Here is a 25,993-nt window from a genome sequence, read left to right on the forward strand (position 1 = left end):
TATACTTTTCATAAATAAGAGCAGGAGATGCAAGCTATGGTTGAATTAGATTTACCTTTGAATATTCAATGTAAATACTACAATTAACAATCACGTCCATGAATATATTAGAGCAAGAAATGATTTTGCCAAATGGGGCTGTCCTAAGCAATAGGATTGCTAAATCTGCAATGAGTGAAAACTTATCGAACAAACATCAGGAGCCTACTGCGGTTCTTATAGATGCTTATAAAGTATGGGCTCAAGGTGGCGCTGGATTGCTAATTAGCGGTAACATCATGATTGATCCTAATGCGGTTGGAGAACCACGAAACGTAGTCGTTCAAGATCGTAAAAACATGGATTTGCTTAAACAGTGGGCGGAAAGTGTAAAAGGGACTAAAACACAATTATGGGCGCAGTTAAATCATCCTGGGCGTCAAGCTATGGAGCAAATTAATGGGGTGTTAAAAGCACCTTCTGCAGTCGCTTTAAAAACGAGAGGTCGAAAAGATGCCACTAAAAAAATACCTGAAGCCTTAACCGAAAAAGAAATTCTAGACATTATTGAAGGCTTTGCGAATACATCTGCTATTTTAAAAGACGCGGGATTCTCTGGTGTTCAGATTCATGGCGCACATGGGTATTTAGTGAGTCAGTTTTTATCGCCTCAAGCCAATATAAGAACCGATAAATGGGGCGGAAGTTTGGAGAATAGAGCTCGATTTGTTGTTGAGGTGTATAACGCCATAAGAGCACGTGTTGGAAAGGATTTTCCTATTGGGATTAAATTAAATTCCGCGGACTTTCAGAAAGGAGGTTTTACGGAAGAGGAATCTATGGAAGTGGTTAAAATCTTGTCGACAGCAGGCATGGACCTAATTGAAATATCTGGTGGAACTTACGAAGCTCCGGCCATGATGGGAAAACAAAAAGAGAGCACTAAACAGCGCGAAGCTTACTTTATGGATTATATTGAAAAAGTAAGACAGGTTACCACCACGCCTTTAATGCTTACAGGAGGATTCCGTACAACGTCGGTAATGCAAGATGCTGTGGCGTCTAATCAATTAGATATTATTGGTGTGGCACGTCCGTTTGCTGTATTCCCAAACATGGGAAATGAAATCATTAACAACAGTCGACCTAATTTCAACACAGACATTAAAAAGACCGGTGTAAAAGGCATCGATGGGTCTATGAATATTATCTGGTACGAAACACAAATAAAGCGCCTCGGACAAGGGAAACAACCTAACCCGAATTTAAGTGCGTGGTCGGTATTTCTTAATTATGCGTGGTTAATTATAGAGCAAAAACTAAAAAGCAAAACAAAATAGATTACAGATAGAAGGGAAGTATAGCTGTCAGTCTTCAAAAGCTTTAGATTTAAGCATACAACGTCAAGGTATTGATGTTGTATGTTTTTTTTATGTTTTAAAGACAAGTGTGTTTTTATTGTTTTAGAAATGAATATCTTTAGAATATTAAATAACAATATCTCCTTATCTATTTCTAATTAACACGTATTTAGATGAAGTCAGGAGTTAGCCTCATTAATAAAATTGGAATTTTCAGCCACAAGCCATAAAAGTATAAAAAAAAGATCCTCAATAACGAACAAATCTATGACGATTGGTTTGATTATTACTGGCGTAGGATTCTTAATATTCTTAATCGATAATAATATAGCTCCAACAAATCAGTTATGGACATTGATTTTTTTGTTTTTTATTGTGGGATTTATACCTATTGGGTTCTCTTATGTATTTCAGTTTTTTGATTACGAAAATATTGATGTTTCGAATAAAGAATATTTGAACATCGGTGACGAATCGATCACCTTGAATTATAAAAAAGAAATTCTCTTATCAGATATTGAAGAACTCAACATCGTGATAAATGCATACTATAATCAGAGAATTAATTTATCATATAGAACTCCAACAGAACATAAAAGTCTCGGCGTTAATAACGAAATACAGATTAAAACGAAATACGACGCTATAAAATTCTACTTTAAGTTAGAAGACGAGGGGCACAAGAACAAGTTGGAAGACGTTTTATACTCCATTATAACTAATGGAAAATTAGAAAATCTAGATTCCAAAAAAGCCATTAAACTTATTCCAGATAGATTTAGAAACTCTGAAAAATATAAGTCTTATGTCATCAGTCAAATAGTTAGTAAACGAATTAATTGTACAGAAGGCCTGTTATTACACGGCTATAAAACATACGAAGAAGCTAAAGATTTGAGGGAGAAATACTGTGGTTAATAAAGGGTGGTCTTTAAAATAAAACTTTAGTTTAACAAGTATAGAAACACGATAATCCCGAATTACTCAGCCTATCGAAGGATAAGGTTTCGTCAGCCTAGATTATTCTTGTCCTGAGCGGAGTAGAAGGGTGGATTCGTTTTTTCATCAATGGAAAAAATGAACATTACTTATTTTAGAATATCATTACGCTAAAATCCAACTCTTGTGAGAACCTGAATCCAGTTCAGGTTGACGATACCCTAAACATTCCATTCAGGTTTAATAATAATATTATTGTTGTTCTCTAAAAACGCCCTTTCCCGGCCTATCGAAAGTTTATAGTAAAATCTGAAGTGAAGTCACTGTGAAATTTTAGGCTGTTTGCGAAGTATTAGTGTCCGTCATTCTGAATTCATTTCAGAATCTCATCCTATTACTAACCAAAAGCCAACAACCACCAACAAACAACAAACCAAACGCCTAAAACAAAAAAGACGAAAACTTTTAGTCTTCGTCCTCTGGTTTAATAATCGCATTATTATATTTCTCTAAAAACGCCCTTTGTCTCGCCAACATATGTTGTCTAATCTTGTCGATGTCCATAAAGTCGTTTCCAAAATCACTACCAAAAAAATCGTCATTAAAGTAATGCTTACTAAAAATCGAATCTTTGGTAAACACATCCTCAAACCCTTCGTTTTCAAAGTCCGAAAAGTTTGTAAAGAATCTAGATTTAAACTGATGGAGCAAACTATCCCGATCTACCTCCGAAAGCTTATCTAATGTATCGTGCGACGACCAAGAGTAAATACTGTCGTAACTAATTAAATTTCCGTCGGCGTCGAATTCTTTGTTCACGTTCCAAGAGCCTTTAGGTTGTTCCATAACCGTGTTGTCGCGTTTTTGGGTTTCAGGTTCTTGTCCGTTGCAACTCACGCTAAGTAAGCCCATCATGGCTAATAAAACATATGCTTTCATATCTGTATGTTTTAGATTACACTTCGTTTTCGCGGTTTAGAAAAGGTGTTATATAGACCACCCGTTTCCATGGTTTTAATCAGTTTGTTTTGGTGAAAAACCTCTACTTTACGTTCCCCATGTTTATACCAGACGCATTCCACGTAATTATCGTAATCTATACTGCCCAGGAAGCCGTCTTTTTTAGGGACATATTTTAAAACTTGCATTTTTTGGGTGGTCCGTGATCCTTTAACTTTAACCCAATCCCCAGATTTAAATTTTCTTGGCATAACATTCAAAATTTAAAGGGTTAACAACTGTTATTATATAGCGGAGACCGCATACACGGCCTCCAACTATACGTTACACTTTACATAATAAAATTGCACATGGCTTAAGAAATGGTAATGCTTCTAGCAGGCTTTTGTTTAGCCTCTTCTTTTTTAGGTAAATGCACACTTAAAATACCTTCTTTATAGGTCGCATTTATCTTTTCGTCGTTTACACTTTCTGGAAGTGTAAAGGTTCTTTTAAAAGACGAGTATCCAAACTCTCTGCGTGTATAATTATCTTCTTTGTGTTCGTTTTCTTCCTTAACTTCTGTAGAAATGGACAGTAACTGATTGTCTATATCGATATGGAAATCTGATTTTTTAAGACCAGGAACAGCCATATCTACCACAAACGCATCAGGTGTTTCTTTAATGTTTACCTGAGGCAACGAGATGCCTGTATTAAAGTTAGATGTAAATACCGATGGTAAATCGCGGTTAAAAACATCGTCTAACCAAGTTGATAAGGTTGGAAAATTTTGATTTGAATTTCTGTTCGCTAAACTTCCATTTTTAGGAACACTTACTAAATTGCTCATAACTATAAAATTTTAAATTAAACATATTTTCAAATTTGAAATCCCTCTTGATTTCGCTTACTATAAAACAAAAAAAATACCAAAACGCATTATGGCCCATCACCTCTAAAAATTGTCTTAAAATACACAGAATTCGATGTCATTTTTACATAATCAATGTCAATTTTTCATTGCTGTAAATGTCAGATTGACATTTTTAATTAAGTTCGTTTTTTAGGTTCAAAACCGTTGGTATTTAGGTGTGCAAACAGACCAAAACAGAATCCTTTTAAACGCTAATAATTATCCGATTTAAAAACGTGTTTTTCAAATCTGAAAACCCGTGTTTACTCTAGCTGTTTAGATGAAAATAGCACCGTTTTAGCATTTTAATTTGTAGGTTGTTTCTGATAGTTTTGACACATGGTGACACAAACTGAACGGTTATGAACGGGGTAGAATGCTGGTGAAACGATATTGTGGTCGGCAAGGGGTTTTGTTCGAGTCTTGCTCGGGTCTCGTTCAGTAGCGCTTCGGGTGTATATTTAAAAAACGGACCATTTTCCGAATTAGACACGAATGAGATCTAAAGATGCTCCTAATACTGGTTTTTTTTAGTGTTGAAAACCGGCTTGGCGCGGTGTTGTGGTTTTGGAGGTTTTGATGTTGATTTGTTGGGGAATTTGAGGTGAAATGGGAGTGTAAAAATGAGAAATTGATTAAATATATAAGTGTCAATAAATTATATGGGAGATTTTGTAGAGATAGTTTATATTTGAGATGGGTAGAACATTATGTGATATATACTAATGTTAACAGTAAGCAAAAAAAAACAAACTGAATGACAGAAAAATTGAGACTTGATTACGATGCTTTTTTAAGGTCTTTTAAAAGAAATACAGATGTTCCTCATTCAATATTGTTAGGAGCTGGTGCTTCAATAAGTTCAGGAATTCAATCTGCATATGACTGTATTTGGGAATGGAAAAAAGACATCTATCTCTCTAAGAATATAAACGCATCTGATTATTATAAAAATCACAAAGAAGATTCTGTTAGAAAGAGTATTCAAAAATGGCTTGATAGTCAAGGGGAATATCCTGAATTAGACTCAAATGAAGAATATTCTTATTATGCAGAAAAGGCATATCCAATTAGTGATGATAGAAGAAAATATTTTTTAAGTCTAATAGAAAATAAAGAACCTTATATTGGTTACAAACTATTGTGCTTACTTGCAGAGCATAATATCATAAAATCTGTTTGGACTACTAATTTTGACGGACTAATTGTTCGTTCAGCTCATCAAAACAAACTAACACCAATAGAAATAAATCTAGATAATGTAGATAGAATCTATCGGAATCAAAGTAGCAAGGAACTTCTTGCAATCGCTCTTCATGGTGATTATAAATTCAGTTCATTAAAAAATACAGTAGAAGAATTAGATTCTCAAAATGAAGTGTTTATTGAAAATCTTTCTAATTATCATCTAGATAAAAATTTGATAATTACTGGTTATAGTGGAAGAGATACATCTTTAATGGACGCAATAACAAAAGCTTTCACTCAAAAAGGAGCAGGAAGATTGTATTGGTGTGGTTATGGAAGTGAAATATCAGATGAAGTAGCTAAGTTGCTTAGTACTGTTAGAGATTCAGGAAGAGAAGCTCATTACGTAACAACAGACGGATTTGATAAGACTATAATTCATTTAGCTAAATCAGCATTTGAGGATAATAATTTTCTTACGCAAGAAATTCAAAATTCACTTGAAAGTTCAGAAAATGAAGAGTATTTAAAAACAGAGTTTCATTTAAATTTTTCAAATACAGGAAAATATATTAAGAGTAATTTGCACCCAGTTGTTTTTCCAAAAGAAGTTTTCCAATTTGAAATTGAGTATAATGGAGAAAAACCATGGGATTTTTTAAAGAACATTTGCCAAACATATAATATTTGTGCCGTTTTCTTTAAACGAAAAGTATTTGCTATCGGCACATTAACCGATATTTCAAACGCATTTAAAGGACTTCTAAAAAATGATATTAAAAGAGAGTCTATAAGTAAGTTTGATGTCGAAAATGTATCGCAATTCAAATCCTTAATGCTTCAGGCAATTTTGAAACATTTTGCAAATGACAAAAGAATTTCCACAAATAATAAAAATAAAATATGGTTAACAAAGAATGAAAGTGAATACAAAGGTATTAAAATTCATAAAGCACTTTTTCTTTCATTTTACTTTGATAAAAATAAAAGCTTTGGTTACTTAACTTTTACACCAACAATAAACTTAACCTCTGACCACGAAATTTCGAAAACAGAAAAATTAACTATTAGTAAATACAACTTAGAGAAATTATATAACAATAAGTATGACGAAATATTAGAAAACTGGAATAAGCTTTTATTTAACAAACCTGGAATAAAATTTGAATATCCTTTTCAATCTGGTAGTGGTCTTGAATTTCAGATATCTTCAAGTACTGCTTTTGGAGAAATAACCGTTTTAGACCCTAAATTTAGAAGTTACTCTCCAAAAATGTACGCCAAAAAGCAAACTCAATTTAAAGGAGTCCAGTTTTTAGAACCACAACTTGTTTTTCGTAATATTTCATCAGATTTAGAATTTAAAGATTACCATCCAATGAGAGGTTTAGTAAGCAACCGGCCCTATGATGTTAATCTTAATGGAGTAATATTATCTAATGAAATAAACTTATCCGTTATTTGTGGAGAGAAATATTCAAATAACTTTTACACCTTTCTTTCTAAACTACAAACAAAACACTCAACTGATAATAAAAACCTTGATTACTTAATAGATTACCCTGGCTTTTCATCAATTTATAATCTTCCCTTAAACATTCCATACTATGAAAATGATGGAAGTTGGTTGGATATTAATTTTAGAGGTGAAAATGGAGTTGAAGCGCACGAAAATGCAATTAAACTTGCTAGACTTATAACTTCAAAAATTGAACAAATAGCGAATACCCAAAGTCAAAGTACAATCGTTATATTTATTCCAAACGAATGGCAAAATTTTGAAAGTTTTGTAAACAAAGAAGAAAGTTTTGATTTACACGATTATGTTAAAGCATTTGCAGCTTCAAAAGGAATTGCGACACAATTAATTAGAGAGAAAACATTAGAAGACAATTTAACTTGTCAGATTAATTGGTGGTTATCATTATCATTTTATGTGAAATCTTTAAGAACACCTTGGATTTTAAATAATCAGGAAAAAAATACAGCATATGCCGGAATTGGATATAGTATTTCAAAAATAAAAGATAAATCAGAAATTGTTATTGGTTGTAGTCACATTTATGATTCAAACGGTCAGGGTTTAAAATATAAGTTATCTAAAATCGATAACTATTTCCTTGATAAGCAAAACAATCCTTTTTTATCATTTAAAGATGCTTTTCAATTTGGAGTTTCAATAAGAGAGCTGTTTTACGAATCACTAGATAAACTTCCTGAAAGAGTAGTTATACACAAAAGAACAAAGTTTACACAAGATGAAATAGACGGAATTAAAGCTAGTTTACATAAAGCTGGAATTAAAAAAATAGATCTTATTGAAATTAGTTTTGAGCCTGATGCACGTTTTGTAGCAATGAGCGTTTATAACAGTGAACTACAAGTTGATAAATTTCCAATTTCAAGAGGGACTTGTATTGTTACAAATAAATATACAGCTCTTTTATGGACTCACGGAATTGTACCTTCTGTACGACAACCAAATTGGAAGTATTTTCTAGGAGGAAGAAGTATTCCAGCTCCAGTAAAAATAACAAAACACTATGGAGAATCTAATATTGATTTAATTTCAACAGAAATTTTAAGTTTAACAAAAATGAATTGGAACTCATTGGATTTATATTCAAAGCTACCTTCAACTATCGACTCATCAAATAAGATTGCGAGAATTGGAAAATTACTTTCAAGATTTGAAGGTAGAACATATGATTACAGATTATTTATATAAGACAAAAAGCCAAAATATGGAAAATTTATTATACTATCCTTACATAAATATTCCAAGAACGGATTGGATAACTCGTACTCTATTATATTATGAAACAGTAAGTTCGATTGTTCCTCAAAACTACTTTTACGAACGTGAAAACCATGAACCATTTATGCGAGAATTGGTTCAAAATGAATTAGTAATTCCAATAAATCCAATGGAGGTTTTAGCTGAATCATTCCGATTATCAAAACCTTTTATAGATTATAAAAAAAGTGAAAATTTCAAATTACAATCACGTTTACATAGATTTGAAAGAGGTAGGTATGTCCAAATCAAAATGGAATGAAATATTTAGCTTTAGTTGATAAGAGGCTGAGGAAAGCCTGCAGGTAACAACTAAATATTCACTTCGCCATTATATCAAGCTTACAATATCCTCTTGATAATGTAAGCTTTTTTTACACCACAACTCCTAACACTTTAATATACTAATTCGCATAACCATTGTTAATCTTAATTATAATGACTAGCTTCGTAACTCGTTAATTATAATACAAATGACAGCAGTTAATTTTTTATATACAGTAAAAAAAACGTTAAGGATAGCGCTGTCTTTATATTACCGTCACGACGATATTTTTTTAAAACATTCCAAAGAGTTTATAAATTAATCCCTGTTACGACTCAGAACAGGGCTACTCTCAATTACTCTTAAATTTTAATCTTATTTCTGCTTTACACTACTAGAATCATTCGACACTGGAAGCGCGTTATGTTGCGCACTATTTTGAATGATTGAGTCTAAACTACTTAGTAAACAGTCGGGAATGCAATAAAAAAATACAATGTCAGACAAAAATGTAATCTTAACAACCGGAATATACAATATGATTAAAGATCATATCCGAAGAAAAAAAGTAACCAAACAAGAAGAGGAACTTCTGCTTTTAGAATTAAAACACGCCAATCAGGTATTTAGACGAGATTTGCCAGAAGATGTGGTTACAGTAAACCGACGTGTGACAATTAAAGATCATACCGAAAACAAAGAAAAAGAATTTATGTTTGTGGCTACGACTAAAACAAACAATAAAAAAGGAAAACTGTCTATTTTATGCGATGTTGCCGTGGCTACTATTGGCAGACAAGTAGGCGATGTGATTAATTGGCCTTTTAAAGATGGCGATAGAAAACTGGAAATTTTAAATGTAGAAACCATTTAATCTTTTAAACAGAAGTAAAAAGAGTCTTTGTGCTAATCACACAAAGGCTCTTTTTTTTTTACAACTTTAAATAGTACGGGGCATTATGGAGCACGTTTTATAATGCGCTAAAATTTATAGGCATTATTGAAATCCCGTGGTATGAAACGGATTAGCTGTATTGCTTATGTTGCTGTATATAGCCCTTTAAATAGCACGGAAATTGTGCGTTTTTTTAGAGCATATGTTCTAACTGTTTCAGCACGAGTATTATACCGTTGCTTTAAGTGATGCTAAATATTTAGTGTTCTACTGTGTTATATACTAGTTATTTAGAGTAGAAATCTTATATTTGATAGAGATGTACCAACTCTGGTTTTGGTGTGTTTAAGTTAATTATTTGGATGCAGTATGGTAATATCTTCACTATTTATAATTGCGGGCTTTGTCAGTCTAATTTATGGCGCAAATTGGTTGGTAGATGGCGCTTCGTCTTTAGCGAAAAAAAACAATGTTTCCGATCTCGTTATTGGGTTAACCATAGTGGCGTTTGGAACCTCGGCACCGGAATTGGTTGTGAATTCGGTTGCGTCGTATAACGGCCTTTCGGATATTGTATTTGGAAACGTTATTGGTAGTAATAATTTTAACTTGTTTATAATTCTAGGTATCGCCGGTTTAATTTATCCGATTACGGTGCAATCGTCTACTGCCTGGAAAGAAATTCCGATTTCGCTACTGGTCACTTTACTGTTATTTATTTTGGCTAACGATTTTTTAGGGAATCGGTCGCCCATGCTTTCTCGAGTGGATGGCGCTATATTGTTAGTCGGTTTTTTGTGGTTTATATACTATGTGTTTAGTCGGTTAAAGCAAGACAAAACCGAAGTGGTACCGTATACAGAGCAATCGAATTTCAAGATTTGGGGACTGGTACTCGTGGGGATGTCTGGACTTATAATTGGTGGTAAACTGGTAGTAGACCATAGTGTAGAGGTGGCTACAGAATTAGGATTGAGTCAGAAAATAATTGGGTTAACCATAATTGCGGCAGGCACATCGCTTCCGGAATTTGTGACTTCGGTGGTTGCAGCGTTTAAAAAGAATAGCGATATCGCAATTGGTAATGTTATTGGTTCTAACATTTTTAATGTGCTGTTAATACTATCGGTAAGCACGTTTGTGAATCCGATACGTTTCAACCCTAATTTTAATCAAGATATATACATCTTAATGGGTGGTACAGCGTTTTTAATTATTGCCATGTTTACCGGTAAAAGAAAAAAACTGGATAGGTGGGAAGCAGGCCTACTGTTGGGGGGGTATTTAATATATACAGCCTACATTATTTCCAAAGAATTATAATAATAGATGATTAGAAAGCAATGTGTGAATACGTAAGTAGAGCGTAATAGTCTTGTATCAGGTCGCTTGGAAGTGTTATTATATATTTTATTGCATTAATTAAACGACAGTAGTGTGTTGAAGAAGTGCGATTAGCGGACATAATTTGTAAGAGATACTGCACATAATATCTTATATTTGAAATACGTACGATATGTTAATGTTCTGATTATGCTGCATAAAACCTATAAAAAACTCAGATGATAGTTAAAGCAAATGGCATAATAAACTGAAAAAAACCAAACCTAAACCACACCTACTATGAGAAAAATAATTAGCGTTACTCTAGCATTATTAATGACTGTTATTGGTTATGTACCCGAATCCAGAGCTTGTACACGAGTCGTGTATAAGGGTCCGAATAATACCGTGCTAACAGGCCGAACCATGGATTTTTCTATGGAAATTCCAGCAAATCAATGGATTTTTCCTCGAGGTATAAAACGAAATGGTGAAGTCGGAAAAAATGCGTTAGAATGGACCTCTAAATATGGGAGTTTAGCCGTGAGTTCTTGGGATATATCTACTACCGATGGGATGAACGAAAAGGGATTGGTTGCCAATATGTTATGGTTGGTAGAGTCTGAATATCCAAAATTCGAGAAGAGCGGAAATAGAAAAGGTATAGCTATTTCGTTATGGGCGCAATATGTTTTAGATAATTTTGCTACCGTTTCTGAAGCTGTTAAAGCGCTAGAAAAAGAAACCTTTGCTGTAGTTTCAGATTTTATACCTGGTACCGATAAATTTACGACTGTACATTTATCAATTTCCGATGCTACGGGAGATAGCGCGATTTTAGAATACATTAAAGGTAAATTGGTAATTCATCATGACGCTGCATATAACGTGATGACAAACGATCCGACTTTCGAAGCGCAATTGGCTATTTCTAAATACTGGGAAAATATTCCTGGAAAGACTTTTTTACCGGGTTCGGTAACTTCGGCAGACCGTTTTGCTAGAGCATCTTTTTTTATAGATGCTATCCCACAAACCGACAATACACGTGTGGCCGTTGCCAGTGTATTTAGTGTGATAAGAAACGTCTCGGTGCCTTACGGATTTGAAATAGAAGGTTACCCTAATTTATCTACTACGCGTTGGAGAGCCGTAGCAGATCAGAAAAACTTGGTCTATTATTTTGAAACTGCCTTAACGCCGAATGCATTTTGGGTGGACTTAAAAAAGGTGGATTTTAGTGATAAAGGCCATGTGAGAAAATTGGATTTATCTAATAATAAAACCTATTCGGGAGAGACTTCGAGTGCTTTTGTGAATACTACACCATTTAAATTTATTGGACTATAATACAAACCGTGTTGGCGTTCTAGTAACAAAATTAGAAGTCGCAGTTCTGTACTAATATAAAAAAACTTGAGATGGGTGGTTCGTGTTTCTTCTACTTATAGCTGTGTGTATCATCATCATTTAGGAGTTAAATGTGGTATAGCTACATGAAAACGTTGCTAGTTTATTATCCCATAAAGGCGTTATATCTTATATTTGAAACCTTGTATTAAAAGGAATAGATTTAAATGTATCCTAAATAATTAAGCTACAATTAATTCGTATAAAACCTAACGAAACGCCTAACTTATAAAGTTTACAAATGGCTTTTGAGGCTACAACCTTATAGATCGCACTAATGAAATAATTAATAAATACTGTAATAATGAACATCCGCTTACACTTACTCATTTTTATGTTTACTTTTCTTGTATCCCACACGGCGTTTACTCAAGAAGACTATCAGGATACAAAATTAGTGAGCACCATATTTAAAGCACTAAAGAATCAAGACGAGAAAAAGGCATTAAAGGCTTTGCCTACATTAGACGACATTAAGTATCTAATCCCGATAGTTAAAGAGGCACAACCTGATTATGAATTTCCGGAAGCAGATGCTGTAATTGCCACATTTAAAATGAAAACTTTAGAAGATTTCAAAAAAATAAGCAAAAAAGGAACCGCTTTTGGCGTGGTGTGGAAAGATATCGAACTAAAAGAAGTGCGATACACCTCTAATCCAGATCCGAATGTAGATATAGAGCGTGGCGACTTTGTAATGGAGTGTATTAGTCACGATACATCGTTTCTTATAACCATGAGAAAATCGTCTAAAATACGTGACACTTGGCGATTAATGAACACGATACAGTTTACGTTATTGTAAACCGTTAGTATATCAAGCTCAGAGCATCAACGATATGGTGTTTTGGGCTTTTTTTTATTCCGTTTTTAGTAGGAGTTAATGTCGGTTTTATTTGAGTTAAAGTCGGCCTTACAGGAATATTTTAATGGATTTTCGAGTATTACGACATCTAGTTTGTATACTATCTACGCAACTTCATGTTATCTTATATTTAACGCTACATACAGCAAAAGTTATGCTCTTTCATACTACGACTTCGTTCCTTAAACCGTATTATTTGAAATTATTCGTGTACCGATTTTAAAAGGCGATACAACTATGTGGGTAATTCGTTTGTATTCTAAGAATATCATTTACAGATTTTTATAGCTATAAAAGAAAGAAAAAGCTTACTTGTGGATGGGGTGTTTGTAGTAATAGAAAAAAATGTGTTTAAAAAAACGTGAGCCCATGGTGTTGATTATCAATCGATTAATGTTTTTATGTTTTTGACTGGTTTCAATTCAAAACTTTGCAAAATAAAAAAGCAGTACTTTAGAAATTGTAATTTCAATTAATAGCTATGAAAAACAAAAAATCCAATTTTTATGTTGTTGGTATAGGCGCTTCTGCCGGAGGATTAGATGCTATACAAACCTTGTTTGATAACATCCCCAATAATACCGGCATGGCATTTATTATTATTCAGCATCTCTCTCCCGATTTTAAAAGTTTAATGCCAGAATTGTTAAGTAGGCATACCAGTATGCCAATTTTTACAGCAGAAGATAAGCAGACTATAAAGCCTAATTGTATTTACTTAAATCAGAGTAGTAAAAAATTACACATTCAGGGGTCGAAACTCTATGTATTAGATAAAGAACCTAAACCTAATTTAAACCTCCCAATAGATATCTTTTTTCACACCTTAGGCGAAGCGTATAAAGATAATTCTATAGGTGTTATTTTATCTGGAACAGGTTCTGATGGATCCAGAGGAATAAAAACCATAAAAGAAGCTGGCGGGACTATTATTGTGCAAGATCCGATAACGGCTCAGTTTGATGGTATGCCTAATGCGGCCATTTCTACCAATTGTGTAGATTACATTTTAAATCCGCAAAAAATAGCAGAAATATTTTGTAAAAAGCCCATTAATAGGGGGTTGCTTACCGAAAAATTAGAGGAAAACGCCTCGAACGAAACCTTAGTGAACGATATTCTTACCATTATTTATGAATATTCTGGTATTGATTTTAGAGAATATAAAAGCAACACACTATTAAGACGTTTAGAAAAACGGATGGACATTAATAATATTGAACAATTGTTGGATTATAAGACGTTTTTATCCAGTGACACCGCAGAACAAAAGGCTTTAAAAGAAGATTTTTTAATTGGTGTAACGCGTTTTTTTAGAGATCGTGACGCCTTTATTCGGTTAAAAAAAGAAGTTATACCTAACATATGTAAATCTAAAAGTAGAAATGAGACCATACGGGTTTGGGTTGCGGGCTGTTCTACGGGTGAGGAAGTATATACGCTAGCCATTTTACTAGACGATTATATTCGTACCCATCAGCTTAATATAGATTTTAAAGTATTTGCAACCGACATAGATTCTAGGGCACTCGCTATTGCGGGGCATGGTATGTATCATGTAAATATTATAAAAGATATAGAAAAAGTATATTTAGATACTTATTTTGTGAGCATTGGAAATAAATTCCAAATTATAAAACGCATTCGTGAAAAAATAGTGTTTTCCAATCATAACCTAATAAAAGACCCACCTTTTATAAGAATGGATTTAATTACTTGTCGAAATTTATTGATTTATTTTGACAATAAAATCCAAAAGAAAGTGATGTTTAACTTTCAATTTGCTTTAAATCAGTTTTCCTATTTGTTTTTAGGAACTAGTGAATCATTGGGAGAAGTATCTGATTGCTTCAAGCCTATTGATGTGAAGTGGAAAATTTTCCAAAACATATCCGAGTCCAAGCAAATACCATCGCATTCTAATAACGGCGGACGTATTTCCTCCATTGCCCATAAATACCCGTCTGCGGTGGCACCCCATATTGAGCCTCTGTATAAAACCAAAGGCAATCCGGAATTATATTTTCATAAATTCTTAAGTAAAAAGTTTAGTCCGGCCTCTATTTTTATAGATAAACATTTTAATATTCTGTTTATAAAAGGAGATGCAGGAAAGCGATTAACTCATAACGAAGGTGTCTTTGAGCATAACGTATTAAAAACTGTAAGCCCGGATATTGCTACCATTATAAGAAGTGGTATTAAACGTCTTGAAGAAGGAAATCAGGACATTGTAATTAAGGATGTTGTAAATAAAACGGATAATGGTAATTTTTTATTCGATCTATACTTCCATAAAGCAAATATCGACGATAACATGGATAGTTGTTATTTGATAGAGTTTAGTAACGATAAGGAAGAGGTCGCTCCACAGCCTTTAGAGATTACAAACATAAATCTAGACCATGTGTCGAGTCAGCGTTTAGAAGATTTAGAAAACGAGTTAAAAATAGCGAAAACAGAGTTACAGAATGCTATAGAGGAATTGGAAACAAGTAATGAAGAATTACAATCTACCAATGAAGAATTAATGGCATCTAATGAAGAGCTCCAAAGTGCTAATGAAGAATTACAGTCTGTTAACGAAGAATTGTATTCGGTAAATATCGAAATGCAAGAAAAAAACAAAGAGTTAACCAATTTAAATAATGATGTCTCGAATTTATTAGACAATACGGGTATTGCCACGCTGTTTTTAGATAGAGATTTACGTATTCGAAAATTTACACCAGGTCTTAAGGAGATCTTTAATTTGCATGAAGCAGATTACGGGCGTCCGCTTTCTAGTTTTACTTCAAATTTTAGCCAAGAAACCAGGGATTTAATTATTAAAGATTCTAAGCTTGTTTTAGATAAGCTTACCGTTATAGAAAAGCAAGTAAAGGATATTTATAACAACTATTATTTAAAACGAATTAGTCCTTTTATTACAGAAAATAAAACGGTAAATGGTGTTGTTATTACGTTGTATAATATTAATGACCTGAAGCATACTGAAGAAGAATTAGTCGCTACAGGTATAAAGTATCAGAGACTTTTTGAAAATTTAAACGAAGGTTTTCTGCATGCAAAAATTGTAACAGATATAAAAGGCGTGCCTATTGGTTGGAAGTATTTAGATGTAAATCCAAAATACGAAGAACTGTTAGGAGTAGATAAAAAATTATTAATCGGTAATGAGCTTAATGAGGTTATTCATTACTTAAAACACGATCCAACCGAGTGGATTTCTACTTTTGGAAAAACAGCTTTAACTGGAGAAGAGCAAGCCATAGAAGAGTATAGAACCTTAGATGGTAAGTGCTTTTATGTTCATTTATTTTCTCCCGTTGAAGGCGAGTTTGGTGCGACGTTTACCGATATAACCGAATTACTTCATAAAAAAGAAGCGCTAAAGAAAAGCGAAAAAGAACTGTTTAGAGTTCAAGAAATAACACATGTAGGTAGCTGGTATTTAGATTTAGCAACCGATAATGTGACATGGACTTCGGAGCTTTATAAAATGTATAAGTTAGATCCTAATAAATCTGTTCCGGAATATACAGAACATAAAAAACTCTTTAAAGAAGAGAGCTGGGAAAGAATAACCAAGGCCATAGAGAACACCAAACGCACTGGTGAACCTTATCAGTTAGAATTAGAGATAATTAAGCATAATAACGAGCTTGGCTGGATGTGGACACAAGGAGAAATTGTAAAAGATGAAACCGGTAATGTTGTTGGTTTACGCGGTGCCGCTAGAGATATTACCCAACAAAAGCGCAATGAACTTGAGTTGATAAAAGCTAAACAACTCGCTGAAAATGCAAATCTTCATAAAAACTATTTCTTAGCAAATATGAGTCATGAAATCCGAACACCTATGAGTGGGATTTTAGGATTTTCTGAATTGTTGAAAAATGACGATTTACCGCAACCGGAGCGTATTAAGTATCTGGATATTATAGATAGTAACTCTAAGCAACTTTTAAATTTAATTGATGACATTATAGATATCGCTAAAATAGAATCTAATGAAATTAAAATTATTGAAAAGCCTTGCCATATTCCAGATTTAATTAATAACCTGGAAATTACTTACAATCAGTTAAAAATAGTAAGACTTAAGCAAAATATTACGTTTAGAACACACATCCCAGAAGCATATCGGGATTTAGTATTACTCACAGATGAACATCGATTGCAACAAGTTATTTCTAACTTATTGAATAATGCTTTAAAATTTTCAGAACAAGGTGAAATATTTTTTGGTTTTAATGTAGAAGGAGATTATTTAAAGTTTTTTGTAAAAGATCAAGGTATAGGAATTGAAAAGGATAAACAATCTGAAATATTTGAACGCTTTAAACAATTAAACTACGAGAGTAGTGAAAAATATGGTGGAGGTACAGGTTTAGGACTTTCTATTTGTAAAGGTATTGTTAACCTATTGGGCGGAGATATAATGGTGAGTTCAGTATTTAGGGCTGGTTCTTTGTTCGAATTTACAATTCCGTTAAAAATAGAAAAGCACCAAGACGAAAACACTAAAAAATTTAATATTCGAGACATTGATTTTCTTAAAGAGAAAACTATTTTAATAGTAGAAGATGGGAAGTTGTTTCAGAAACTTTATATGTTAATACTAAAAAATACGGGTGCGCACATTTTATTTGCAAGTACTGGGAAAGAAGCTATAGCTGTTTACCAAAATACACCAAAAATAGATGTTGTTTTATTAGATATACGCATGCCAGAAATGAGTGGAATAGAAGCTTTAGGTAAAATTTTAATTTTAGATCCAGAAGCCAAAATTATCATGCAAACCGCTAATGTTATGGTAGACGAAAAACAGAAATGCTTTGAAATGGGATGTGTAGACTTTTTAGTAAAACCTGTGGCACAGGAAGACTTGTTTAAAACATTACATAAATGGTTACAACCTCATGTTTAGTTTTTAAGCATGCTGGAGTTGTTTTAAATGTTAGATTTTAAGTCTTATAAAATAGAGAAAATGCTTATAAAAACGAGATGAATCAAGACCGTTTTTCGGAATTAGTAAAATCATATTTGATTGAAAACTTTCCGGAATTTATTAAAACTATAAGTTACAAGGAGGATAATTCTTTTGATTTTGACTGCAGAAATCCGACAGATGAATTCTCTATTTGGGTAGCTACCTATAATGCATAAATCACAATAGGACTGGAAGATCCTAGCGGAAAAACAGAACATCTTACGCATATCTCTTGTTCTGAAGAAGCGGGTATGGATAATGCACTGTCTGAATTATCAACCCTAATAAACCAAATTAAGACAGAAAACATGGTTTTGTATTATAGCGACAAAACAGGCTTCCAATGGACAGACAATATAAATCTGATTTTAGAAAGAAATAGTGCATTAGAAAATATACGGGTGTATACATGGGATAAAAAACATAGCTAAATAAAATTCTTTCGGAATCATGATAATCTCAGTCCATGTTTATTATTTTAGGCGATTACAACTGAAACTAGTTTCAGGCATACGTTAGTTAAAAGCTATAAAAATCAACAATGAAGTACTTCAATATTTTTGGTAAAACTAAAAAGCAGAGTTCAAATTCGGTATCTGAACAATCGGAATTTGAGCAGATTAATGTTTTTAGGAGCTTGCCAAAAACAGAATGGAAGTCGGCTTATAACGCATTAAATAATATAATTGGTGCCAACCTTAAGGCATACGGATTTAAAAAGAAAGGTAGAAAGCATTACAGACTAACAAACGATTTGCTAGAAGTTATAGATATTGATAATCGTGGTAGTTGGTCCGGAGCGACAGACACTCTAAAAATCCGTATTGGATTAGTGCCATACTGTTGGGAAGGTCTAACCAATGCATATTATGTAGTAGGGTCAAAAAAGATAGAGGACATAGATCCAACTATTAGAAAACATTTTAGAATATCTCAAGAATATGAAATGTTAGCGCATTACTTGTCCGAGCGCATCATTAATAATATTCTTCCATTTTTTGAGGCCTATAATTCTACCGAAAAAATAGTAAATCAGCCTTACATATTTCCTTTTTATTCAAAGTGTGGAGGAGAGGATATTTATAAATCACAATTTCTAATTTTGTTTTCAGAACTTAAACAGCATAAAGTAAAAGAGGCTGTTAAAATATTAGAACATGAAATAGAGTATCACCAAAGATTAGAAAATATAGACATCGCCAAGCAATGGAATAAATTCAAGGCATTAGTAGAAAACAATAATTGGACTGAAATTGACAGCGTTTTATCCGAAAATGAAAAGAACGAATTAAACTCATTAAAAATTAGTCTACCGTGAGTGCCATAAACAATTAATGCTTAGTCATGACGGTAACTTTAAAAAACAGAGCCCGTAAACATGCAACAATTTTTATTAAAAATCTTCAACGATACAGGTACATAGGCTTTAGAGAACATGATATATAGTAATGGCAATTAAAAGTATGAAAGACACAACAAAACGATTACTTATTTTATTTCTGTTAGTTCAGATTGGCGTTTATGCACAATCCGATTCGAAATGGCATGTGGGAATAGAATATTCAATAGATAAATTATCTACCGATAACGGAAAGCGAAACGATTATCTTGTAACGGAGGGAAACGTTAATGGCTACGCCGTTAAATTAAACAAGACTAATTATAGTGTTGGGGTAAATACACAATACGATATTAGTGAAAAACTAAGAGTATCATCCGGACTGTTATACGCGAATAAAGATTTTACAGGAACGTATAGTTGTGCTACCTGTGACTTTATAGGAACTTTTCCCGGGTATTCCCCAGAGCATATAAAACAGAGGTTTTTAGTAATTCCATTAGCAGTAGATTATAGCTTGTTATCAGGACATTTTAAACCCATTTTAAAAGCAGGATTAAATCATAATATTGAAATTAAAAATGATTTAAAAACACATAGTAACGGTTATTTTTTAGAGGGTTTTGTTGGTGCTTTAATCACTTACAAGCTTTTAGAACGTTCTGATGTTGGAATAGGATATAACTATCAGTTTGCCCTATCAGAGTTATATAAAACAGATACCTTTAAGTTAAGGACAAATAGTATCTATGTTCAAGTAACATATAAACTAAAATAGCATGGGGTAAAACTAAGTCTTAGACTTAATACGAAGTCTAGTGTAGTTTGTGACCGTGTTAAACCTGTAAAAACGCCTCTTTTGTTTAAAAATAAGGTGGTTAAGCGATCCTGTTGTCCTTGCATTTATATACTAAAGGTATGTTGTATGCCGCTATGTATATCATAAAAATAATAGCGGATTGTTTTCATCTCAAATAAACATATGTATATTACATAGAGTTTTAATCCCAAATCCTACAAACGATAAATACCTATGAAACATATAATTATAATAACCGCATTTATTTTTAGCACCTACCATGTGCTGGCCCAAGTTGAGAATGTTCAAGAAAAGTTTGATTTACCCACAGCATTACATGAATCGTCTGGAGCTATATTTTTTAACGACAAACTTATTCTTCACAACGATTCGGGTAATGAAAATAAACTTTATGAGCTAGATACCATTTCTGGATTAGTAACAAGAACTGTTACAATTACCAATGCCACGAACGTAGATTGGGAAGATATTGCTCAAGATGACACTTCTATTTATATAGGCGATATAGGAAACAATAGTGGAAATAGAACCGATTTAAAAATTTACACTATTAATAAAAGTGACTATCTAAGTGCCGACGCGGTAACTGCAGAAATTACAAACTTTAGCTATTCAGATCAAGACGATTTTACGGCCATGCCCAATGCAACAGCATGGGATTCAGAAGCACTTATTGCTTTAGATACCAATAACTTGATTTTGTTCACTAAAAATTGGGTAAATGGGACCACAAAAGCCTATGCCATTCCTAAAAATAGCGGCACATTCTCTGTCAATGCCTTAACAACAACTTTAACTAGTGGCGGTTTAATAACTGGGGCCACCTATAATCCGTTAACCCAAAAGGTATATTTAGTAGGCTATAATACGGTGTTACAACCTTTTGTTTGGGTGAGTGAAAAGTTTACAGATAGTGATGTTTTTTCAGGTACAAACACGCAAACGTTGCTTTCGAGCCTAGGGTTTATGCAAGCAGAAGCGATAACTTATATTGAAGCGGATAGATATTTTATTACGTCCGAAACCTTTAGTATTGGTCCCATATCTAATAATGCAAAATTAGTTTCGTTTACCACAAACGACAACGTATTATCTATTACAGATCAGACCACGAGCAGTGTTAAATTGTATCCAAACCCAGTTAAAGATGTGCTGTTTATTAATGGAGTAGACGTGGCTTCAGTCGAAATTTACGATACAAAGTCGGTACTAGTTTATCAGGGAAACGACGAAAACATAAATGTTTCGGCATTTAGTAAAGGGGTTTATTTGGTTAAGATGTATTCAAAAGATGGTACGTATACCACCAAGAAAATAATTAAGAAATAATAAACAGTACTGATATCGAGTAGTGCGATTTGATTATCGGTTATATTTGTTTTTATAAAAGACGTTGTACCACATTTGAGAAACAATCCCAATGATAGAATTAATACTTTCGACTTTAGCTGAAATTGGACTAATTCGTGGAGATTATAAACATAAAAAACGGATAAATAAAAAGGAAAAAGAAGACGGAATTACAAGACCAATTCAAAAATATTTTATGCAACCGAGTGCTTTAATGCTAATTGCTGTCCTAGTCATTGGAAGTTTAAGTGCTATCCTATTTTTTACTTATCAAAGCACATCAGTTTTTCCAGAACAAACAAAAAAGGAAATATCTGAAATGAGTGAAAGAATGAAAAATTGGAATGAAAATCTCGGACAATACCCAGCAGATTTAAATGAATTAATAGGAAATAGTCCTTTAAGACAAGATTGGAAAAAAGACGCTTGGAATCGAGAATATGAATTTAAGATAACGGAAAACGGAAAAGGATTTTTAATAACCTCTGCGGGTTTAGACGGAAAATTTCAAACTGAAGATGACATTCAATCGAAGTAAAAGAAAATTGAAAATCATAAGACTTTACATAATTGGCGTATTCTGCATTGTTTCTTATTTCTTATTAGAGCATTCCAACATCATATCTGAACTTGTTAAACTATCAGAAAAAGGTCGTTATGGTGAATTCCCGACATTTTTTCTTACAGGATTATTCAAATACGGATTAGTAGTAGTCGGAATAAGTATTATTATAATTATGAGTTTTCTATTAAATAGAGAAAGAACAAATAAAACGCTTGAATAAATAGTAAAGCATTGTATAAGTAACGTATTAGCTACAGCAATTAATAATGCTACTTTCCCACGTTTTCCTTTTTTTATTACGCGCTCACATAGTGTACGACCAGTGTTATAGTGTTTACGCATTCTAAAAAGAGCTGTAATAAATGCAATTAATTTATACAGAAACATACCAATTCATTTATCTTTAGATTATAAAAGACCAAATACGGTGTGTCAATTATCAGTGTAAATTCAATTTTAACCTGTAGCCATATTTAAATACAAGACTTATAAAAAAAGACATAAATTGATTGAAAATTTTAAAGATATTGAATATTTAAATTCCGGAAACGCAAGACAACGACTTGCATATTCTGAAATCAAAAAGCTTAATATTTTTGAGAAACTTAAAAAATACAACCCGATTTTAACTGGAACTATTCCAATCGAAATTGATATACCCGAAAGTGATTTAGACATTATTTGTGAATGTCAAAATCATTCTGAGTTTAGGACCTATTTATTAGCTCAATTTTCTGACAAAAAAGACTTTAAAGTTTATTCAATAAAACAAAATGGAATAGACTCAACTATTGCGGCATTTAAAACGGATCATTTTTTGTTTGAGATTTTTGGTCAAAATATTCCTACCGAAAAGCAAAATGCATATCGGCATATGATTATTGAAAATAGAGTTTTAAAAGAAAAAGGTTCTGAATTTAAACAGAGAATAAAAAAATTAAAATCAACCGGAATAAAAACGGAGCCTGCCTTTGCCAAATTATTAGGTCTAGAGGGAAATCCATATACGGAATTATTGAAGTTGGAAAAATAAATACTGTGGATCATAACCTATTTTTATTGCTATTATGTGGCCTTTTTATCAAAATCCTACTGTATATTCTATTCCGTTTTTATTTGTTAACTTTACTGCTTAAAACACCTAACATTGCTTATACTACAACGTTGAGGCCATTAATATATACCAAATGTCAATAACATCAGAATCAGAATTAGTAGGAATGAAAAAAATTAGTGAAGTTGTTGGAACAACACTAAGATTAATGAGAGCATATGCTAAAGTTGGTATGTCGACTAAAGAACTAGATGATTATGGTGGTGAAATTTTAAAGCGTTACGGCGCTAAATCTGCACCTTATGAAACGTATGGTTTTCCTGGTTATTCTTGTATAAGCATAAATAAAGAGGCGGCACACGGCATACCGTCAGAGAAAAAAATATTAAAAGAAGGAGATTTAATTAATATTGATGTATCGGCAGAACTAAACGGTTTTTGGTCTGATAATGGAGGTTCATTTATACTTGGCAAGGATATTCATAATCACCAACCGCTTGTAGATGCTTCTAAACATATTTTACGCAAAGCCATCCAAAATATTAAAGGTGGCGTGAAAATCTCTGAAATAGGATATTTAATAGAAACCGAAGCAAAAAAGTCAGGATTTAAAGTCATTAAAAATTTAGCTGGTCACGGTGTGGGAAGAAGTTTACACGAAGAGCCTGAAAACATTTTAAACTACAGGGTTAAAAGTAATAATGAACGATTCAAGAAAAACACAACAGTGGCTATAGAAACGTTTATCTCGACAAACTCGACTGTTGCTGTCGAACTTAATGATGGTTGGACCTTAGTGGGCAATAAGGGAGGCTACGTAACACAACACGAACACACTATACTTGTAACAGACAACTATCCTGTTATTTTAACAAAATCGAATGAAATTTGGGATTAAACCTCTGCCTAAATAATTTTATTTAGGCAGTTTAAAGCTTACAAGAAATCTTTACAAATCCCGGTTAAAACATAATTTGCATTTTACGTTTTTTAATCATTAGGAACTGAGTACGCGTACCTACAAGTATTCAATTGAATTATATGGCAAACATTTGATGAAAAACCTGAACTACTTATTAATTTTATTTCTGATTTTAAGTTCTTGCTCAAATTTTGAAGAGAAAAAGCCACTGAACGACCTATACTCCCAAGATTATATAAGGCTTCAATCGAAGAATGAAATCGGAATTATTGATTTAGATTCACTTACAAACTTCTTGGAATTAAGAGAAAAAATGGCAGAATTCTGACTTCACGAAACTTGGGAATGGACTTCTGGTTACAAATTAAAAGGAAAATCGACAATAGAAGAATGGATGCTAATGGCCCGTTTGTCTTTTTGAAATGGTAAATAAAAACGTGCTACCTACACCCAATGTAGAGGTCACCTTTATATCTCCACCAAGATGATCCACAATTTTTTTTACCGAAGCTAAGCCAATACCAGTACCAATATTTCCGTACTTATCTTCTATACCAACAATAGTAAAAAGATTAAAGATTTTATCGATAAATTTTTCAGGAATACCATCTCCATTATCTTGGACCGAAAAGGTATAATCAGATTCGTTTTCCGAAATATTAATAGTAATTTCTGTTTTTGGTTTACTGTTATATTTTATAGAATTTGAGACCAAATTAATTAAAACATGCATTAAAGCCGATTTATTTGCTTCGAGTGCTGTCGCATTACTTTCAAGATGAAAAACAACACTTTTCTCTGGATTGGTCACTTTTTTTAATTCATCATAAAGATCTTGGACTACTATGTTTTCTACGGTATGATTGGTTAATTCGTCACTTTTATAGTACTTTAGTAGGCCGTCGACATAATTTTTTAAAGAATAAGAAGACGATTTAAGATAGTCTAAATATTGCTGAGACTCTTCGTTTAGATTTCCTTGGTTTTCATCTTCTAGCAATTCTGTTAAAGAAATAATATTGGCTAAAGGCGATTTAAGATCGTGAGACACCACCCTTGCAAACTTTTCTAAATCCTCATTTCTTTTTTTTAATTTGTCTTGCAACTCATTAAGCAAAATATTTTGATATCGCTGTTCCATGAGCATAGTGACTTGTTTTGCCATGGCAAGTAATGCCTTTTTTTGCTCATCCGATAATGTTCTTGGCTTGGTATCGTAAACACAAAGCATTCCTAATTTATAACCTTCCGGATTTACTAAAGCCGCTCCTGCATAAAACACAATATTATTTTCGAGTACCAAAGGGTTGTCATGGAACCGTTCGTCTAGTCTCGAATCCTCGACAACAGTAAGTAAGTCATCAGAATTAATGGCATGACCACAAAAAGAAAGATCCCGAGTCGTTTCGGTGAAAGGTACGCCGTAATATGATTTAAAAAAATTACGATCTCGGTCCAATAGCGTTACTAACGATATGGGAACATCGCAAATGTAGGCCATCAAATCTGTAATATTATCATAACTTTCCTCTGGTAAAGTATCTATTAGCTGGTATTTATCTACAGCCAATTGTCTATTACATTCATTCTCAGGAAGCTCAGGTCTTATCATAGAAATTTAAAATTTACTATGAAAATAACCTATATATTTCTGAAAACCTAAATTAAACCCAGCGCATTATTTGTGTGTTAATTGGGACAGAGAACACGCCGTTTAGACATAACATTTTATAAATTTATCTTTAAATTAAAACATCTCAAATAGCCATATTAATTAACAGTCTAATTATGTAGTAATCCTATTTTAGGATAGGACCGTTGGAGAGGATTGCCAAATCTAGAAATTGAGCTGTATTTGTTTTGTGTTGAAGGTTTTATTATATTAAAATCGACTGACGGAAAACAAAAAAAATGAATTAAAATTTAGAAAAATGAGTAGTTTAGGTAAACGTAATAAAGCGTTTGAAAAAAATTAAAATGAAAAGAATTCATCTATATCCTAATAGAAGTCTTAATTGTAATGTCAATCGGTTTAGGCTATGCAATTGGTTTAAGAATTTGGTAGTTTCG

General features: G+C 32.8%; 20 protein-coding genes. 16 read left to right on the top strand and 4 right to left on the bottom strand.

The window, feature by feature from the left end:
- The first annotated feature begins 98 nt into the window (after positions 1–98).
- Both AC0UBM_RS01760 and AC0UBM_RS01765 read left to right on the top strand, forming a co-directional pair.
- Complete coding sequence (locus AC0UBM_RS01760; RefSeq protein WP_475687405.1) at positions 99–1,319, top strand: NADH:flavin oxidoreductase/NADH oxidase family protein; 1,221 nt, start codon at positions 99–101, stop codon at positions 1,317–1,319.
- Between the two features lie 288 nt (positions 1,320–1,607).
- The gene (locus AC0UBM_RS01765) at positions 1,608–2,258 is read left to right on the top strand and encodes a hypothetical protein (RefSeq protein WP_414034858.1); all 651 of its coding nucleotides are present in this window, start codon (positions 1,608–1,610) and stop codon (positions 2,256–2,258) included.
- A gap of 486 nt (positions 2,259–2,744) precedes the next feature.
- Here the strand turns inward: AC0UBM_RS01765 and AC0UBM_RS01770 are convergent, their stop codons facing one another.
- The 3 genes from AC0UBM_RS01770 to AC0UBM_RS01780 all read right to left on the bottom strand — a co-directional run bounded on the left by AC0UBM_RS01770 (position 2,745) and on the right by AC0UBM_RS01780 (position 4,071).
- Positions 2,745–3,218, bottom strand: a complete 474-nt coding sequence (locus AC0UBM_RS01770) for a hypothetical protein (protein ID WP_475687406.1) — start codon at positions 3,216–3,218, stop codon at positions 2,745–2,747.
- An 11-nt stretch (positions 3,219–3,229) separates the two neighbouring features.
- Entirely contained in the window at positions 3,230–3,490 is a 261-nt protein-coding gene (locus tag AC0UBM_RS01775; RefSeq protein WP_475687407.1) for a YodC family protein, read from the bottom strand.
- Positions 3,491–3,594: 104 nt separating this feature from the next.
- Positions 3,595–4,071 (bottom strand): Hsp20/alpha crystallin family protein, encoded by a 477-nt coding sequence (locus tag AC0UBM_RS01780; RefSeq protein WP_414034855.1) that lies wholly within the window; start codon positions 4,069–4,071, stop codon positions 3,595–3,597.
- 820 nt (positions 4,072–4,891) lie between these two features.
- On the opposite strand from AC0UBM_RS01780, the gene AC0UBM_RS01785 reads away from it, so the two are divergent.
- The 14 genes from AC0UBM_RS01785 (at position 4,892) to map (ending at position 23,899) form a co-directional block, all read left to right on the top strand.
- Complete coding sequence (locus AC0UBM_RS01785) at positions 4,892–8,050, top strand: SIR2 family protein (RefSeq protein ID WP_475687408.1); 3,159 nt, start codon at positions 4,892–4,894, stop codon at positions 8,048–8,050.
- A gap of 16 nt (positions 8,051–8,066) precedes the next feature.
- Complete coding sequence (locus AC0UBM_RS01790) at positions 8,067–8,381, top strand: hypothetical protein (protein WP_475687409.1); 315 nt, start codon at positions 8,067–8,069, stop codon at positions 8,379–8,381.
- A gap of 499 nt (positions 8,382–8,880) precedes the next feature.
- On the top strand, positions 8,881–9,258 hold the full coding sequence (locus AC0UBM_RS01795) for a GreA/GreB family elongation factor (protein WP_414034851.1): 378 nt from the start codon (positions 8,881–8,883) through the stop codon (positions 9,256–9,258).
- 390 nt (positions 9,259–9,648) lie between these two features.
- A complete protein-coding gene (locus tag AC0UBM_RS01800) occupies positions 9,649–10,602 on the top strand; it encodes a calcium/sodium antiporter (RefSeq protein WP_475687410.1) in 954 nt (317 codons plus the stop codon).
- A 300-nt stretch (positions 10,603–10,902) separates the two neighbouring features.
- Positions 10,903–11,952, top strand: a complete 1,050-nt coding sequence (locus AC0UBM_RS01805) for a linear amide C-N hydrolase (protein WP_475687411.1) — start codon at positions 10,903–10,905, stop codon at positions 11,950–11,952.
- Between the two features lie 394 nt (positions 11,953–12,346).
- Entirely contained in the window at positions 12,347–12,817 is a 471-nt protein-coding gene (locus AC0UBM_RS01810) for a hypothetical protein (RefSeq protein ID WP_475687412.1), read from the top strand.
- A 541-nt stretch (positions 12,818–13,358) separates the two neighbouring features.
- Positions 13,359–17,810, top strand: a complete 4,452-nt coding sequence (locus AC0UBM_RS01815; protein WP_475687413.1) for a chemotaxis protein CheB — start codon at positions 13,359–13,361, stop codon at positions 17,808–17,810.
- A 77-nt stretch (positions 17,811–17,887) separates the two neighbouring features.
- Positions 17,888–18,049 (top strand): hypothetical protein, encoded by a 162-nt coding sequence (locus AC0UBM_RS01820; RefSeq protein WP_475687414.1) that lies wholly within the window; start codon positions 17,888–17,890, stop codon positions 18,047–18,049.
- Positions 18,050–18,414: 365 nt separating this feature from the next.
- Positions 18,415–19,191 carry a hypothetical protein gene (locus AC0UBM_RS01825; protein WP_475687415.1) on the top strand — a complete coding sequence of 259 codons (777 nt, stop codon included), beginning with the start codon at positions 18,415–18,417 and terminating at the stop codon, positions 19,189–19,191.
- A 145-nt stretch (positions 19,192–19,336) separates the two neighbouring features.
- On the top strand, positions 19,337–19,990 hold the full coding sequence (locus AC0UBM_RS01830) for an outer membrane beta-barrel protein (protein WP_475687416.1): 654 nt from the start codon (positions 19,337–19,339) through the stop codon (positions 19,988–19,990).
- Between the two features lie 255 nt (positions 19,991–20,245).
- The gene (locus AC0UBM_RS01835) at positions 20,246–21,361 is read left to right on the top strand and encodes a T9SS type A sorting domain-containing protein (protein WP_475687417.1); all 1,116 of its coding nucleotides are present in this window, start codon (positions 20,246–20,248) and stop codon (positions 21,359–21,361) included.
- A gap of 91 nt (positions 21,362–21,452) precedes the next feature.
- Positions 21,453–21,920, top strand: coding sequence for a type II secretion system protein GspG (locus AC0UBM_RS01840; protein ID WP_475687418.1), 468 nt, complete (start codon positions 21,453–21,455; stop codon positions 21,918–21,920).
- A gap of 532 nt (positions 21,921–22,452) precedes the next feature.
- Entirely contained in the window at positions 22,453–22,980 is a 528-nt protein-coding gene (locus AC0UBM_RS01845; RefSeq protein ID WP_475687419.1) for a DUF4269 domain-containing protein, read from the top strand.
- Positions 22,981–23,134: 154 nt separating this feature from the next.
- Positions 23,135–23,899: a type I methionyl aminopeptidase gene (map, locus tag AC0UBM_RS01850; RefSeq protein WP_414034839.1), complete on the top strand. Its 765-nt coding sequence runs from the start codon at positions 23,135–23,137 to the stop codon at positions 23,897–23,899.
- Between the two features lie 421 nt (positions 23,900–24,320).
- Here map and AC0UBM_RS01855 read toward each other — a convergent pair whose 3' ends face one another.
- Positions 24,321–25,535, bottom strand: a complete 1,215-nt coding sequence (locus tag AC0UBM_RS01855; RefSeq protein WP_475687420.1) for a sensor histidine kinase — start codon at positions 25,533–25,535, stop codon at positions 24,321–24,323.
- Positions 25,536–25,993 lie beyond the last annotated feature (458 nt).

It is taken from the genome of Formosa sp. F44 (assembly GCF_056238645.1).